Source organism: Micromonospora sp. NPDC047527, assembly GCF_040643015.1.
In the GTDB taxonomy this organism is placed as follows: Bacteria; Actinomycetota; Actinomycetes; order Mycobacteriales; family Micromonosporaceae; genus Micromonospora.
Window position 1 is genome coordinate 390,537 of sequence record NZ_JBEYTK010000001.1, and the last position, 15,990, is coordinate 406,526.

Genomic DNA, 15,990 nt, shown 5'->3' on the forward strand with positions numbered 1-15,990 from the left:
CATGGAGGACTACTTCGAGTACCGGCACACGGTGGGCTTCGAGGAGACCAACCTCGTCGGAAACGTCTACTACGTCAACTACCTGCGGTGGCAGGGACGGTGCCGGGAGATGTTCCTGTACCACAAGGCGACCGACGTCCTCGACGACCTGCGCGCCGACCTGAAGCTGTTCACGTTGAAGGTGGACTGCGAGTTCTTCGCGGAGATCACCGCCTTCGACCAACTGGCCATCCGGATGCGGCTGGTCGAGCTCACGCAGACCCAGATCGAGTTCAGCTTCGACTACGTCCGGCTGCACGCCGAGGGCGAGGTGCTGGTCGCCCGCGGCCGGCAACGGGTGGCCTGCATGCGCGGGCCGAACAGCCGCACCAGCCCTACCCGGGTTCCGGATTCGTTGGCCCGGGCACTGGGTCCCTACCGGGCACGGACGGCGTAGCGACACACGGGAGGTACACGTGAACGTCCAGTCAGAGTCCGTCGTCGAGCCGTCCGATCCCGTCCAGCTGCGCCGAGCGTTCGGCTCGTTCGCCACTGGCGTGACCGTGGTGACCGTCGGAGGCGACTGTCCACACGGGATGACGGCGAACTCGTTCACGTCGGTGTCCCTCGACCCGCCCATGGTGCTCGTCTGCGTCGACCAGCAGGCGATCATGCACGGCAGTCTGCTGGAGCGCGGCCAGTTCGGAATCTCCGTGCTGGCCGCGCACCAGGAGCCGGTGGCCCGGCACTTCGCGAACCGGCGTCGCCCGTTGGGCGCCGCCCAGTTCGACGCCGTCGACTGGTTCGCCGGCCAGGCCACCGGCGCACCACTGATCACCGGGGCGCTGGCGCACTTCGAGTGCGAGCTGTGGCGGTCCTACGAGGGCGGTGACCACACCATCTTCGTGGGCAACCTGCTGGCGGCGCGCCGCGAGCCGGAGGGGGACGGCGTGCTGTTCGTCCACGGCCGGTTCCGGCAGCTCACCCCGGACCGGGCCGACCCGGCCGACGGCGTGCCCGCGTGGCACGCCACGGCCCGAGGAGGGGTGACGGGATGACGACGACACCGATCCGCCGCGTACCGGCGGGTCCGACCGGCCCGGCGATGCTGCGCACGCTCTGGCAGCTCGCCCGGGACCGGCTGGGCCTCATGCGGACGGCGGCGAGCTACGGCGACGCCGTCCGGCTCGGACCGAGTTTCAAGACGATGAACTTCTTCAACCACCCCGACCACGCCAAGCACGTGCTGGCCGACAACAGCCAGAACTACCACAAGGGCGTCGGGCTCGCTCAGGCCCGGCGGGCCCTCGGCGACGGCCTGCTCACCAGCGAGGGTGAGCTGTGGCGCAAGCAGCGCCGGGTGATCCAGCCGGCGTTCCAGGCCAAGCGGATCGCCGCGCAGGCCGGCGTGGTGGTCGAGGAGGCCGACCGGCTGGTCGGACGGCTGCGCGCGCACCGCGACGGCGCCCCCGTCGACATCATCCAGGAGATGACCGGGCTGACCCTCGGAGTGCTGGGTCGCACCCTGCTCGACAGTGACCTCAGCGGGCACGGCTCGGTGGGGCACTCCTTCGAGGTCATGCAGGACCAGGCCATGTTCGAGATGGTCACGATGGGCTCGGTGCCGACCTGGCTGCCGCTGCCCCACCAGCTCCGGTTCCGGCGTGCCCGACGGGACCTGCAACGCATCGTCGACGCCCTGGTCGCCGAGCGGCGGGCACGTGGCGAGGCGGGTGACGACGCGTTGACCCGACTGATCGTCTCCACCGGGCAGGAGGCCGATCCCCAGGTCGGCCGGCTGCGGATGCGCGATGAACTGGTCACCCTGCTGCTGGCCGGGCACGAGACGACGGCCAGCACGCTGGGCTGGACCTTCCACCTGCTCGACAAGCACCCGGAGGTGCGCGAGCGGGTCCGCGCCGAGGCGGTGGAGGTGCTCGGCGACCGGCTGCCGGTGTTCGAGGACCTGGCCCGGCTGCGGTTCATCGGTCAGGTGATCAGCGAGGCGATGCGGCTCTACCCTCCGGTGTGGATGCTCTCCCGCATCGCCCAGGGGCCGGACGTGATCGGCGGGTACGACGTGCCGGCCGGCGCAGACGTGTTGATCTGCCCGTACACCCTGCACCGCCACCCGGACTTCTGGGAGGAGCCGGAGCGGTTCGACCCCGACCGGTTCGACCCGTCCCGATCCGGCGGCCGGCCACGGTACGCGTACGTGCCGTTCGGCGCTGGACCCCGGTTCTGCGTCGGCAACAACCTGGGGCTGATGGAGGCCACGTTCGTGATCGCCATGGTCGTGCGGGAACTGCGGCTCACCGGCGACCCGGCGTACCGGGTGATTCCCGAACCGATGCTGTCGCTCCGGATCCGGGGTGGCCTGCCGATGCGGGTCACGGCGGAGGACGCCGCGGGGACGCGCCGGTGAGCGGCGCGGGCTTCGCCGAGGTCAAGCACGTGCCGGTGAACCAGGCCGTCCGGGACTACCTGGTGCGGTCCAGCTCACCGCCGGAGGAGGCCCTGAGCGGGTTGGTCGACTCCACCCGCGGGGTGGGCGAGGCGGCCGGGATGATGGTGCCGGTCGAGCAGGCCGCGCTGCTGACCATCCTGACCCGGCTCGTCGGTGTGGGCACGGCGGTGGACATCGGGACGTTCACCGGGTTGTCGGCCCTGGCCATCGCTCGCGGGCTCGCCCCGGGCGGCCGGGTGGTGACCTGCGACGTCACGGATCAGTGGATCGACCTCGCCCGCTCCCACTGGGAGCGGGCCGGTGTGGCCGACCGGATCGAGTTCCGGCTCGGCTCGGCGGCCCGGACCCTGCGGTCGATGCCCACCGACACGGTCGTCGACCTGGTCTTCATCGACGCCGACAAGATGAACTACCCCACCTACTACGAGGCGGTGGTGCCGATGCTGCGGCCCGGCGGCCTGCTGCTGGCGGACAACGTCCTGCTCGACGGGTACGTGCTGGCCCCGGAGCTGGCCGAGCCCGGCCTGCCCCGGCGGGCCGCGCAGACGCTGCGCGCGTTCAACGCCACGCTGGCCGCCGACGAGCGGTTCGAGACCGTCATGTTGCCGATCGCGGACGGACTCACCATCGCCCGACGCCGTTGAGGCATCCGCAACCGACCCCGGCCCTGGTGGGCGCGGGGTCGGTTGCGTGCGCGGGCGCCGGCGTCCCGGAATCGGCGTGGGTCCTGCCCCGGAGTCGGCGTCGGCGTGGATCCCGACGCGGCCCGGACACGACGACGCGGATCCACCCCCGAGGGTGGATCCGCGATGTCCGACCGGTTCCGGTCAGGCGGGATTCGCCGCCTGCGCGTCCTGCCCGGGTCGGCTGGCGGCCACGACCGCCGCCGTGAAGGCGGTCAGGTCCGGATCCTCGAAGAGGAGCCCGACGTCCACCACCACACCGAGTTCGTCCTCGATGCGCGTGATGATGCGAACCGCCGAGATGGACTGTCCCTGCAATTCGAAAAATGTCGCCTCCGGTCGATCCGGTGGCATGCGTAGAACGTCGCTCCAGATCGCCGCGACACACTTTTCGACCGTCGACCGACGCAAATCGTCCTGATCGATATCCGTCATTCGCAGTGCTCCCCTCCTGGCCGGGTCCGGCACCCGTGGCCGGCCGGTCACGGGTACCGGACTGCGGCAGGCACGCCGTACCGCGCTCCCATGTTGCGGGTGGTCGATGGGCAGGCGCATCCTTGCGATTGCGCGACCGTCCGGCGGCGACTGGTGTGTTCGTCGACGGTGGAATTCCCGTCACCGACCCGGCGTGCTCTATTTCCGGGATCGCATTTGTTGAGAAGACCGGCTTCATTGTCACGTGCCACGATTCGACCGTGGCGATGAGCAGGGACACGACGCTGGCCGGTACGCCCGAGACGGGTGCCGACCCCGTCCGCACGTCCTGGGCACAGGACGGCATGTGGCTGCTAGACCACCTCGCCCCGTACCGGGGCGTGCACCGGATCGTCCGGACCTGGCGGGTCGACGGGACGGTCGACGCGGAGGCGCTGCGGGTGGCGTGGCGCACGGTGCTGGGCCGGCACGAGGTGCTGCGGACCCGGCTGGCCGAGGTGGACGACCGGCCGATGCCGGTCGTCACCGCCGACCCCGAGGGCGCCTTCGTCCACGTCGACCTGACCCACCTGGCCGGTGCCGAGATCGACCGCCGCGCCGACCGGGTCTGCGCCGCGGCCGCCGCCGCCCCGGAGCACGCCACCGACGGCCCGCTGGCGCGACTGACGCTGGTGCGGACCGGCCGCACCGCGTACCGGCTGGTGTTGGCGCTGCACCGCGCCGTGGCCGACGACCGGTCGGTCTCCGTGCTCGTCGACGAGCTGTCCACTTGCTACGCCGCCGGTGCGCGGCCGGCGCCGGCGCGTCCGGTGCCGCTGCCCCCGGCTCCCCGCTACGCCGACTACGCCCGCTGGCAGCGCGAGCTGGTCGCCGGGCCGGTCGGCCGGCGGCTGCTGGACTGGTGGACCGACACCCTCACCCCGGTGCCCCCACCGGTGACGCTGCCCGTCGACCCCGGCACCCGACCGTCGCTCCCCGCCGGCCTGGTCCCGTTCGACTGGGGCACCGAGCTGTCCGGCCGGCTCGCCACATTCTGTCGGGCCGGGGAGACCAGCCCGACGGTGGTGCTGCTGGCCGCGCTCCAGGCCGTCCTGCACCGGTACGGCGACGACGACCGGGTCAGCGTGGCGTTGCCCGTGCCGGTGCTCCCGGAGGAGTTCACCGGGCTCGTCGGCCCCTGTGACAACCTGCTGGTGCTCGTGGGCGACCTCGACGGCGCACCCACCTTCACCGAGACGGTGGGGCGCGCCGCAGCCGTGCTCCGGGCCGCCACCGCCCACGGCGAGTTGCCGTTCGCGCGGCTGGTCGGGGCGCTGCCCGTCCACCGCGACCCGGGCCGGGTCCCGTTCTGCGATGTGGTGCTGGCCGTCAACACGTCGGAGGCCGAGCTGCGGCTGGCCGGTGCCCGGACCCGAGCGGCGAAGGTGGCGGACGGCGGTCCCACCGTCGCGGACCTGGTGCTCACCGTTCGCCGGACCTGGCCCTCGGTCACCGGCACGCTCGGATTCCGGGGGGACCGTTTCGAGGCGGCCTCGGCGGCCGGGGTGCTCGGCCAGGTCCGAACGCTGCTGTCGGCCGCGCTCGACGCCCCGGACACGCCGCTGGACCGGCTGCCGCTGGACGAGCCGACGGCAGCCGACCCGGCGCCGCAGGCCACGACCACCGACCCCCCACCCGTGTACGAGAGCATCGCCGCGCACGCCGCACGGATCCCGCAGGCGATCGCGGTGGCCGGTGTGGACGAGCGCTGGACGTACGACGAGTTGGAGCGCCGCGCGGCGTCCCTGGCCGCCCACCTGAGCGCGCTGCCCGTCGTCGGCGCGCCGGTTGTCGTCCGGATGGCGCCCGGTCCGTGGCAGCTCGCCGCGTCGCTGGGCGTCCTGCGCGCCGGCGGCCACGTGGTGTGGTTCGGTGCCGGCGACGCGGGGGAGCGGGGTCGGGCGGTGCTGGCCGAGATTCTGCCGGCCTGCCTCCTGCGGATGGGTGAGGATCCGGGTGACGACCTGGCCCGCTGGTTCCGGGACGAACTCAACGGCCGGCTGATCGACGTGACAGCCCTCCCGGACCAGCCGAGCGTCGCGCGGGCCGTCGACCTCGGCCAGCCGAGCGCCGTGGCCGCCGTCGGCCCGGGCCAGCCGAGCGCCGTCACGGCAGCCGACCCGGGCTCGTGGACCGCCTACGTCGCCTACACCTCCGGCTCGACCGGCCGGCCCAAGGGCATCGCCCAGACCCACCGGGCGCTGGCCCAGTTCGTCGGGTGGATGGCCGACGCGTTGGAGCTGGGCCAGGGCGCCCGGGTGGCCCAGTGGGTCACACCGGAGCATGACCCGAGCATCTGCGAGGTGTTCGCCACGCTCGTCGGCGGCGGCACGTTGCACCCGGTGCCGGAGCGGATCCGCGTGCACCCCGAGAAGTTCGTCGACTGGCTGGTGCGGGAGCGGATCACCTTCCTGCAGACCGTGCCGAGCTTCGCCCGGGAGCTGCTGGCCGTCGTCGCGGCCCGGGAGCCGGCCGACCGGCCCACCGGCCTGGCCCGGCTGGTGCTCATGGGCGAGGCGTTGTCGGGCGAACTCGTCGACGGGTTCCGCCGTGCCCTGCCGGCCACCCGGCTGACGAACATGTACGGCCCGACCGAGACGATCGCGGCCACCTGGCACGACATCACCGGCCCGGTGCCGGCGACCGTGCCGATCGGCCGACCCATTCCGGGGCGGCAGGTGCTGGTCCTCGACGAGGCGGACCGGCCCTGCCCGACCGGCGTCACCGGTGAGATCGTGGTGCGCAGCCGGTACGTCTGCGACGGCTATGTCGGCGCCGACGGGCCTGGGCCAGCCTTCCGGCCACCCTCCGGCCACCTCGACGACGACACCGGCCCGCGGTGGTACCGCACCGGTGACCTCGCGCGGCGGCGGTGGGACGGCCTGCTGGAGTTCCGGGGGCGCGGCGACCAGCAGGTCAAACTCCTCGGCTCACGGGTGGAGCTGGCCGAGGTCGAGGCGGCGCTGGCCGCGCACGACGGGGTGACGGAGTGCGCGGTGGTTCCGGTGACCGACCGGGACGGGTTGGTGGTCCGGCTCGCGGCGTACGTCGTACCGCGTCGCGGGCCCGACGGCGGCCCGCTCGGCGGGGTCGGCGAGTGGCGGGCGCACCTGCGCCGGCGGTTCGGCACCGCGATGGTGCTCGTCTCGTTCGAGTCGGTGCCCGGCCGGTTGCCCCGCACGGTGGCGGGCAAGGTGGATCGCCGCCGGTTGTCCGCACCGAGGCCGTCGACGGACCGTAGGGCACCGACCGGCCCGGTGGAGCAGGCGCTGGCCGAGATCTGGTCGGACCTGCTCGGTGGAGGGCGGTTCGACGCCGAGTCGACGTTCTTCGCCGCCGGTGGGGACTCCCTGCTCGTCCCACCGCTCGTGGCGCGGATCCGGCGACGCCTCGGCGTCACGGTGGCGCTGCGGGACTGCTTCACCCACAACACGTTGGCCGGCATGGCCGCCCTGATCGAGGCGGCGCGCGTGGCCCACGACCGTTCGATACCAGCGGAATCGGCAGACCTGAGTGCTGTCACGGACGCGATGGAGTGAGTGCATTGACGTTGGCCAGAACCACGCAGGCGGTGGCAATCACGGGCGAGGACCTCGACATCCCGGGGGTGCGACGGGTCGCAGAGGAGGGCGCACCCATCGAGGTGGCGGCGTCGTCGCTGGCCCGAGCGGGCAAGAGCCGGATGCTGTTCGAGGACATCGTGCGCCAGGACGTGCCGGTGTACGGGGTCACCACCGGCTACGGCGAGATGATCTACATGCTGGTGGACACGGCCAAGGAGGTGGAGCTGCAGACCAACCTGGTTCGCAGCCACGCCGCCGGGGTGGGTCCGTTGTTCGCCCAGGACGAGGCGCGGGCCGTGGTGACCGCCCGGCTCAACGCGTTGTCCAAGGGGCACTCCGCGGTCCGCCCGGAGCTGTTGGAGCGGCTGGCGCTCTACCTCAACCTCGGCCTGACCCCGGCCATCCCGGAGATCGGCTCCCTCGGTGCCAGTGGTGACCTGGCGCCGTTGGCGCACATCGCCTGCACCGTGATCGGTGAGGGCTACCTGCTGCGCGACGGCCGGCGGGTGCCCACCGGCGAGGTGCTGCGCGAGCACGGCATCGAGCCGATGCAACTGCGCTTCAAGGAGGGCCTGGCACTGATCAACGGCACCTCCGCCATGACGGGCCTCGGCGCGCTGGTCGTGGGCAGGTCGATGGACCAGGTCCGGCAGGCCGAGATCGTCACCGCCCTGGTGATCGAGACGCTGCAGGGATCCACCAGCCCGTTCCTGGCCGAGGGGCACGACGTGGCCCGGCCGCACCAGGGCCAGATCGACAGCGCGGCGAACATGCGGACCCTGATGCGCGGCAGCGCGCTCACCGTCGAGCACCGCCAGCTGCGCAGCCAGCTCCAGGAGGGCAAGCAGGACGGCGTCGACGTCCAGCGCACCGACGTGTACATGCAGAAGGCGTACTCGCTGCGGGCCATCCCGCAGGTCCTCGGCGCGGTACGGGACACCCTGTACCACGCCACCAACAAGCTGAACATCGAGTTGAACTCGGCGAACGACAACCCGCTCTTCTTCGAGGGGCACGAGGTCTTCCACGGGGCCAACTTCCACGGTCAGCCGATCGCGTTCGCGATGGACTTCGTGACGATCGCCCTCACCCAGCTCGGCGTCCTGTCCGAGCGCCGCACCAACCGGCTGCTCAACCGGCACCTCAGCTACGGTCTGCCCGAGTTCCTGGTCACCGGCGACCCGGGTCTGAACAGTGGCTTCGCCGGTGCGCAGTACCCGGCCACGGCCCTGGTCGCCGAGAACCGCACGATCGGCGCGGCGAGCACCCAGAGTGTGCCGTCCAACGGCGACAACCAGGACGTGGTGAGCATGGGCCTGATCGCCGCCCGCAACGCCCGTCGGGTGCTCGCCAACAACCAGTACATCCTGGCGGTGGAGCTGCTCGCCGCCGCCCAGGCGGTGGACATCTCGAAGCGACGCGCCGGCCTCAGCCCCGCCTCCGCCGCGGCGTACGAGTTCGTCCGGGGCATCGCGCCGACCCTCGACCGGGACCGCTTCATGGCCGACGAGATCGAGCAGGTCGGCGCCGCGCTGAGCCGGGGCGAGTTGGTCGCCGCCATCGGGCAGAGCGATGTCGAACTGCGCTGAGCGCGGACGTACGCCGAGTAGGGAGATCCGATGACGGACAACGAGTACGACTACGACGTGGTGGTGGTCGGCGGTGGACCCTGCGGCTCCACTATCTCCACCCTGGTGGCCATGCAGGGCCACCGGGTGCTGCTGCTGGAGAAGGAGCGGTTCCCGCGCTACCAGATCGGGGAGTCGCTGCTGCCGTCGACCGTGCACGGCATCTGCCGCATCCTTGGCGTCGAGGAGGACCTGCGTCAGGCCAACTTCATGCCCAAGCGGGGCGGCACGTTCCGGTGGGGCGCCAACCCCGAGCCGTGGACCTTCTCCTTCGGCCTCTCCGCCAAGTTCGCCGGTGACTCCGCCACCGCCTACCAGGTGGAACGGATGCGCTTCGACCAGATCCTGCTGGACAACGCCCGACGCAAGGGTGTCGAGGTCCAGGAGGAGACGTCGGTGGTCGACGTGCTCACCGACGCGGACACCGACCGGGTCAACGGGGTGCTCTACGCCGGCCCGGACGGGGTACGACGTGAGGTGCGCAGCCGGTACGTCGTCGACGCCTCCGGCAACAAGAGCCGGATCCACACCCGGGTGGGCGGCCAGCGGCGATATTCCGAGTTCTTCCGCAACCTGGCCCTGTTCGGCTATTTCGAGGGGGGCAAGCGGATGCCCGCCCCGAACCGGGGCAACATCCTCGCCGTCGCGTTCGACGCCGGCTGGTTCTGGTACATCCCCCTCACCGAGGAGCTGACCAGCGTCGGCGTGGTGCTCATGCCCGAGGCGTTGGACCGTGCGCGGGGCGACCGGGAGCAGGCTCTGCTCGACCTGATCCAGCAGTGCCCGATGATCGCCGACTACCTCTCCGACGCCCGCCGGGTCACCGAGGGCCCGTACGGCGAGGTCCGGATCCGCAAGGACTATTCGTACATCCAGGAGAAGTTCTGGCGGCCCGGCCTGGTCCTGGTCGGCGACGCGGCGTGCTTCATCGACCCGGTCTTCTCCTCGGGCGTGCACCTGGCCACCTACAGCGCTCTGCTGGCCGCCCGGTCGATCAACACGGCGCTGCGGGGAGGGCTCGACGAGACGACCTGCTTCGAGGAGTTCGAGGTGCGGTACCGGCGCGAGTACGCCCGGTTCCACGACTTCCTGGTCGCCTTCTACGACATGCACCAGGACGAGACCTCCTATTTCTGGAAGGCGAAGAAGGTCACCAACAACACGGTCTCCGAGATGGAGTCCTTCGTGGAACTCGTCGGCGGCGGCTCCTCCAACGAGGCCGCCCTCGTCTCCTCCGGCGCGTACGCCCGGGGCCGCGACGAGGCGTACCACGAGCTCGCCGATCTGGTGGCGCAGCCGGTGCAGGAGGCCGGGGAGGACCGCGACCTGCTGAATTCCGCCCTGGCCCGGTCGGTGTCCAAGGAGGGCACCCGGATCCAGATCCAGGCCGAGCTCGGCGAGAGCACCGACGAGAACGTTCCGGTACGAGCCGGAGGGCTGGTGCCCTCCACCGACGGCCTGCACTGGTCGTCGCCGCAGCAGCCGGCCGGCTGATGGAAGGGAGCCCGATGACCGACACCCTGCTGCCACCGCCGACGCCGGCTGGTGACCCGACGGCCCAGACCCCGACCCGTGTCCCGCTCTCCCTGCAACAGGAGTTCCTGCACCACATCGACCACGGCGACCACACCGGGCCGTTCGGGCCGCGCTACACCATCGTCGGCGGCTGGCGGGTCACCGGCGAGCTGGATGTCGACACGCTGCGTCGGGCCCTCGACGACGTGGTGGTGCGGCACGAGACGCTGCGCACGTCGATCGTGCGCGACGGGTCGGAGGCGTACCAGCTGGTGCGCCCGCCGGCCGCGGTCCCGCTGGAGGTACGCGACCTGCGCGCCGGGCCGCAACGCGACCGCGACCTGGTCGCCGAGGACCTGGCCAACGAGATCGAGGCCGACGTGTTCGGCATCGACGAGATGCCGCTGCTGCGCGCCGTGCTCGGGCGCTTCGACGCCCACGACGGTGTGCTGGTCCTCGCCGCCCACCACACCGCCGTGGACGGTTGGTCGGTGCACCTGGTGCTGCGCGACGTGGCCGAGTTCTACGCGGCGCGGCGGGAGGGCCGCCCGCCGGAGCTGCCGGCGATGCGGCAGTACCGGGAGTACGTGCGGTGGCAGCAGGAGAGCCAGGCCGGCGACAAGGTGCGCCGGGCGCGGGAGTTCTGGCGGGAGAACCTGCGGGGCGCGCAGGTGGTCGCCGTCCCGACGGACCGCACCCGGTCCGAGGAACCCTTCGTCACCTCCTGGTACCGCTTCCTGCTCGACGAGGAGTTCCGGCGGGCCACGGCGGACCTGGCGGCGGCCACCCGCAGCACCCCGTTCATGGTGCTGCTGGCCGCGTACCTGACCCAGCTGCGGGAGCAGACCGGCAGGACGGACCTGGTGGTGCCGACCTTCACCCCCGGACGTCACCCGGCCTGGGTGCAGAACACGGTCGGTTCGTTCTACAACTTCCTGCCCATCCGGGTCGACCTGACCGGCGTCGGCGACTTCCGGGACGTGATCGCCCGCGCCCGGGCGGCCTGTCTCGCGGCGTACGCGCACGAGCTGCCGTTCATCCAGATCCTGGAGGAGGCGCCGGACGTCATGAACGACGCCATCGGCCCGAACGCCGCGGCGTGCGTGCTCCAGGTGACCCAGTCGCCGGACATGATGTTCGGCCAGCAGCACGGCGACCTGCACTTCGCCGCGATGCGCCGGCGGATGGTGTCGGCCTCGGTCGGTTCGCAGATCCCCGACGGGGTGCTGTTCGGGCTGGAGGCGTCCCCCGAGGGCGGCCTGGTCGGCAGCGTGGGCTTCACCACCAACCTGTTCGTCGAGAGCACCGTCCGGTCGATGGTCACCACCTTCCGGCAGACTCTCGTCGACGTGCTGGGCGGGCGGGGCGGCGCCTGACCCGGCACCACGACGCCGGCGGTGACCCGCGAGGGTCACCGCCGGCGTCGTCTGGTGTGGCCGGTCAGGCCGGCTGTGCCGCCCGCCCGGCCTGCCGTCTGGTGATCAGACCGCTGCGGTGCAGCCACCGCGTGGCGTCCCGGATCGTCTCCGCGACCGCGCGGGTCGGTGCCGGCGTGTCGGGGTCGGTCCGGACGTCGCAGTGGCAGGTGTAGACCGCGCCGTACTCCACCGGGATGTGCCAGGGCCAGAGGCGTTGCAGCGACGACGTGGCGGCGCCCACCGGCAGCACCGCGGCCGAGGGCAGGTAGGCCACCGGCAGCCGGCGCCCGGTGACCTCGCGTACCGTCGCGACGAACTCCCTGGTGGACAGGTACCGGCCGGCCGCCAGCAGGCGGCGCGGCCCCTGCCCGGGGCGCAGCGCCGCGACGTGCAGGTCGGCGACGTCGCGGACGTCGCCGACCGGGAACCCACCGCCCGGCCAGATGGGTAGCTGCCCGCGCAGCAACGCGCGCAGCCGGGCGAGCTGGTCGCCCACGTGCGGGTCGTGGGGCCCGAGGGTGGCCATCGGGTACGTGATGACGACCGGCGCTCCGGCGTCCTGGTGCCGGCGGGCGACCTCCTCGGCGGCGGCCTTGGTGGCCATGTACCGCTCTCGTGGCCGGCCCACCGGCAGGTGGGTGCTGAGCGGACGCCCGCCGGTCGGCGCCAGGGCGACGAACGACGACACGTGCACGACCGGGTCGGCGCCGGCCTCGATGGCCGCGTCGAGCACCACCTCCGTGCCGCCGACGTTCACCGCCCGCATCCGGGCGTGCCGGCGGGTGTCGAAGGAGTAGACCGAGGCGGCGTGCAGCACCGCGGCGCAGCCGTCGACCGCCCGGCGCACCGACGTCGCGTCGGTCACGTCCCCGACGACGGTCTGTACGTCCCGCCCGGACAACCCGAGCGGCCCCAGCGCGCCGTCCACGGCGCCGGGGTCACGGACCAGCAGCCGCACCGTGTGCCCGGCGCGGTACAGGGCCGCGACCGTGTGCGACCCGATGTAGCCGGTGCCTCCGGTGACCAGAATCTGCACGTTCGCTCTCCTCGCTGCGCTGGTGGATGGGGGGACACGGCGACGGCGCCGGTCGGAGGGGGACTCCGACCGGCGCCGTCGACGGGCCGGGTCAGCCGGCGTCGCGCGGGCTGTTCTGGTACGCGGCCAGTCGCCACCCGTCGTCGGTGCGGACCAGCAGCCACGAGGCGCGGATGGCGCGCTCGGTGGGAACCTCCGTCTCGCCCGGGCCGAGGACGCCGCCGTCGGTGAGCAGGAGGGCCACGTCGGTGCTGAGGACGCGGATGTCGAAGGGTTGACCGGTCACCTGGGTGCCCTTGTACGGCCCGGCGAAGCCCTTGGCCATGAAGTCACGGATGTCGTCGCGGCCCCTCTGGAACAGGCCGGGCAGGATCATCGTGCCGTCGGCGGTGAACACGTCGGCGAAGGCGTCGGCGTCGTGCGCCGCCCACGCCTGCACGATGCGTCCAGGCACCGCGGCGATGGCGGCCTGGTCGTCTGCGGACACGTCCGGTGCGAGGCTGTTCGTGGTCACGGGATGGGATCCTTCCGTCGTAGCGGGGGACGTCAGAGGTAGAGGGTGTTCGGGGCGAGGCCGCAGAGGATCCGGCCGTACAGCTCCGCGTTGGTGGTGGGGTTCATCAGCGCGTGCAGGTTGATCGCCTGCACGTCCCGGGCGATTCGCTGGATCGGCACGTCGTTGTAGACCGATGAGCCGCCGCTGGCGAGGGCGAAGACGTCCACGGCCTCCTTGCCGCGCCGGCACACCGCGCCCAGCTCGGCCCGGGCGCGAGCCCGCTCCTCAAGGGTCCACTGTGTGCCGCCGGTGGCCCGGTCGTCGACCAGGGTCGCCAGCCGCTGCGCGTGGAACTCCGCTTCGTCGCCCTTCAGCACCGCGTCGGCCACCTGGTGGTGGGTGATCGGCGCGTCCTTCTGGCTGTCGTAGTCGGTGTAGGTGATCTTGCGCTCGGGCAGCCGCTCGAAGAACACCTCGCGGGCCGCCCGGGTCAGGCCGACGACGCTGCCGACCGAGGACGCCGCCGCGACCGGCAGCAGGGGAGAGCGGTAGATGGGCGAGCCCGCGTTGGCCGCCGACACGCCCTGCCCCTGCACGATGGCGCCCAACGGCAGCACCCGGTCGGCGGGGACGAACAGGTCCTGGGCGACGGTGCTGACGCTGCCGGTGCCGCGCAGGCCACTGGTGTGCCAGTCGTCGATGACCTGCAGGTCCGACATCGGCACGAGCGCCACGATCGGCATCGGCTCGCCCTGCGGGCTGAACTGCACCGCGACGATCTCCTGCCAGTGGGCGTGCGGCGCGCCGCTGATGAAACCCCACTTGCCGTTGACCACGATGCCGCCGTCGACCGTGGTGGCCGTGGCGCTGGGGCTCAGCGTGCCGCAGACCCGCACGTCGGGGGTCGAGAAGACCTCGTCCTGCACGTGGTCCGGGAAGAGGCCCACCATCCAGGTGGGGATCCAGTAGACCGAGGCGACCCAGGCCGCGGAGCCGTCACCCCGGCCCAGTTCCGAGGCGACCTCGACCAGCGTCCGGGTGTCCACCTCGTAGCCGCCGTACCGGACGGGCCGGCGCAGCTTGAAGACGCCGGCGTCGGCCAGCGCGGCGATCGTCTCGTCGTGGACGCGGCGGTTCTCCTCGGACCAGGCCGCGTGCCCGCGCAACAGGGGTACGAGGTCGGAGGCGCGTCGGACGAGGTCCTCGGACGTCGGGACATCGGTGGTGAGCAAAGCACCCTCCTTGGAATGGTTGCTGGGTGGTGCGGACGGTCCCGGTTGGCCTCGCGGGGGTACGGCGCGGGGCTGCTCCACCGAGGACGGGCGGCGGTCTGCGCGGCCGGTCAACCCGAGGATCACAGAGCCTGGACATGCCCCGCATCTCCCCGAATGCGTAGCGGGCGGCGGTGCGGCGGGGAGGTCACCCGGATCGAGGCACGGGTGGTCGTCGCCCCACGCGGGGGCGGCCGGGTCAGAGAGCTGCCGGGAGGCCGAACGCCGGGAACAGGTCCGGCTCGAAGGCGGTGATCTCGACGATCTTGCCGTCGGCGATCCGGAGCACCTCCAGCACCTGCGGCCGGAAGGCGGTGTCGCCCGGACGGCGTACGTAGTGGGCCGCCGCCGGCTGCCGGTTGGCCCGGGTCGGCACGCTGCGCCACTGGCCGAGGTAGGCGGGCGAGCCCGGGTCGAGGACGTCGCGCAGGCTGGACAGGAACGACGACCGGCCCCACCAGGCCGGGTCGGGCATGCCGGGCACGCACGGCACCGACATCGGCATGGTGATCCGGATGTCCTCCCGCAGCAGCTCGGCCATCGCGCCGGTGTCGGCGCGCTCCAACACCCCCATGTAGCGCTGGAGCAGCGCACGCTCCTCGCTTGTCGCGTCCTCCGCCGCCGCCCACTCGATGCGGTGCGGCGGCAGGTGGTCCTTGAGGTTGCCCCGGGCCCGTTGCAGGGCGCTGTTGGCCGAGGCGACGCTGACCTCCAGCAGCTCGGCCGTCTCGGCGGCGGGCCAGCCGAGGACGTCACGCAGGATGAGCACGGCCCGCTGCCGGGCCGGCAGGTGCTGGATCGCGACCAGGAACGCCAGCTCGATGGTCTCCTTGGCGACCACCGCGGCGTCGGGCTCCGCGTCGGCCGGCGCGGCCGGCTCCAGCAGCCGGTCCGGATAGGGCTGTAGCCAGTACACCTCGTCCGGTGTGGTGGGACGGGCGGCGCCCTCGGTCAGCAGTGGGCCACGGCCGGCGCGGGGCTGTCGGGGGTGGCGGCTGAGGAAGTCCAGGCAGGCGTTCGTCGCGATGCGGTAGAGCCAGGCGCGGAAGGTGGACCGGGCCTCGAACGTGTCCCGTTTGCGCCAGGCGCGCAGGAAGGTCTCCTGGACCTGGTCCTCGGCGTCCTCGAAGGACCCGAGCATCCGGTAGCAGTGGACCTGCAACTCACGGCGGTGACCCTCGACCAGACGAGCGAAGGTCGCCTCGTCGACGGGCATCGACGGGCGCGCCTCGAACTGGGTGGAGTTGACCCTGACACGGCTCACAGATCGTGCCCCGCTCCCGACAGCAACTGTTCGATGACGGTCGGCCAGAACCGTAGCACGGCGGCGGTACACGGCAGCCCTCTTCGGGCACGCCGGCACCGGGCGTCAGCCGTAGCGCACGGCAAAGGATGCGACCGGCACCGGGTGACGGTGACGCTGACCGCAGTGGCCGGCGCGGCGACCGCTGGGGCCGCAC

13 protein-coding genes are annotated in these 15,990 nt (G+C 72.3%); 8 read left to right on the forward strand and 5 right to left on the reverse strand.

Annotation, left to right across the window (positions count from 1 at the left end; all coding sequences use genetic code 11):
• Window position 1: 1 nt before the first annotated feature.
• The 4 genes from ABZ808_RS01630 to ABZ808_RS01645 are packed head-to-tail and all read left to right on the forward strand — an operon-like array spanning window position 2 to window position 3,090.
• Window positions 2–436: an acyl-CoA thioesterase gene (locus ABZ808_RS01630; protein WP_356999401.1), complete on the forward strand. Its 435-nt coding sequence runs from the start codon at window positions 2–4 to the stop codon at window positions 434–436.
• Window positions 437–455: 19 nt separating this feature from the next.
• A complete protein-coding gene (locus ABZ808_RS01635) occupies window positions 456–1,037 on the forward strand; it encodes a flavin reductase family protein (protein ID WP_356999404.1) in 582 nt (193 codons plus the stop codon).
• Entirely contained in the window at window positions 1,034–2,404 is a 1,371-nt protein-coding gene (locus ABZ808_RS01640; RefSeq protein WP_356999406.1) for a cytochrome P450, read from the forward strand. Before ABZ808_RS01635 ends, ABZ808_RS01640 begins: the two co-directional genes overlap by 4 nt.
• Window positions 2,401–3,090: an O-methyltransferase gene (locus tag ABZ808_RS01645; RefSeq protein ID WP_356999409.1), complete on the forward strand. Its 690-nt coding sequence runs from the start codon at window positions 2,401–2,403 to the stop codon at window positions 3,088–3,090. Before ABZ808_RS01640 ends, ABZ808_RS01645 begins: the two co-directional genes overlap by 4 nt.
• 183 nt (window positions 3,091–3,273) lie before the next feature.
• Here ABZ808_RS01645 and ABZ808_RS01650 read toward each other — a convergent pair whose 3' ends face one another.
• Window positions 3,274–3,564, reverse strand: coding sequence for a phosphopantetheine-binding protein (locus ABZ808_RS01650; protein ID WP_356999411.1), 291 nt, complete (start codon window positions 3,562–3,564; stop codon window positions 3,274–3,276).
• Window positions 3,565–3,830: 266 nt separating this feature from the next.
• On the opposite strand from ABZ808_RS01650, the gene ABZ808_RS01655 reads away from it, so the two are divergent.
• From ABZ808_RS01655 to ABZ808_RS01670, 4 genes are read left to right on the forward strand one after another with little or no spacing between them, the layout of a single operon-like run.
• Window positions 3,831–7,142 carry an AMP-binding protein gene (locus ABZ808_RS01655; protein ID WP_357002692.1) on the forward strand — a complete coding sequence of 1,104 codons (3,312 nt, stop codon included), beginning with the start codon at window positions 3,831–3,833 and terminating at the stop codon, window positions 7,140–7,142.
• 5 nt (window positions 7,143–7,147) lie between these two features.
• Window positions 7,148–8,755, forward strand: coding sequence for a tyrosine 2,3-aminomutase (gene cmdF / locus ABZ808_RS01660; RefSeq protein WP_356999414.1), 1,608 nt, complete (start codon window positions 7,148–7,150; stop codon window positions 8,753–8,755).
• Window positions 8,756–8,785: 30 nt separating this feature from the next.
• Window positions 8,786–10,288 (forward strand): tryptophan 7-halogenase, encoded by a 1,503-nt coding sequence (locus tag ABZ808_RS01665; RefSeq protein WP_356999416.1) that lies wholly within the window; start codon window positions 8,786–8,788, stop codon window positions 10,286–10,288.
• Window positions 10,289–10,302: 14 nt separating this feature from the next.
• A complete protein-coding gene (locus ABZ808_RS01670; RefSeq protein WP_356999418.1) occupies window positions 10,303–11,685 on the forward strand; it encodes a condensation domain-containing protein in 1,383 nt (460 codons plus the stop codon).
• Window positions 11,686–11,749: 64 nt separating this feature from the next.
• On the opposite strand, the gene ABZ808_RS01675 is transcribed toward ABZ808_RS01670, so the two are convergent.
• The 4 genes from ABZ808_RS01675 to ABZ808_RS01690 all read right to left on the reverse strand — a co-directional run bounded on the left by ABZ808_RS01675 (window position 11,750) and on the right by ABZ808_RS01690 (window position 15,794).
• Window positions 11,750–12,763, reverse strand: coding sequence for an NAD-dependent epimerase/dehydratase family protein (locus ABZ808_RS01675; protein WP_356999421.1), 1,014 nt, complete (start codon window positions 12,761–12,763; stop codon window positions 11,750–11,752).
• 91 nt (window positions 12,764–12,854) lie between these two features.
• Complete coding sequence (locus ABZ808_RS01680; RefSeq protein ID WP_356999423.1) at window positions 12,855–13,277, reverse strand: SgcJ/EcaC family oxidoreductase; 423 nt, start codon at window positions 13,275–13,277, stop codon at window positions 12,855–12,857.
• 32 nt (window positions 13,278–13,309) lie between these two features.
• Window positions 13,310–14,491, reverse strand: a complete 1,182-nt coding sequence (locus ABZ808_RS01685; RefSeq protein WP_356999426.1) for an acyl-CoA dehydrogenase family protein — start codon at window positions 14,489–14,491, stop codon at window positions 13,310–13,312.
• Between the two features lie 238 nt (window positions 14,492–14,729).
• On the reverse strand, window positions 14,730–15,794 hold the full coding sequence (locus ABZ808_RS01690; RefSeq protein WP_356999429.1) for an RNA polymerase subunit sigma-70: 1,065 nt from the start codon (window positions 15,792–15,794) through the stop codon (window positions 14,730–14,732).
• Window positions 15,795–15,990: the final 196 nt, after the last annotated feature.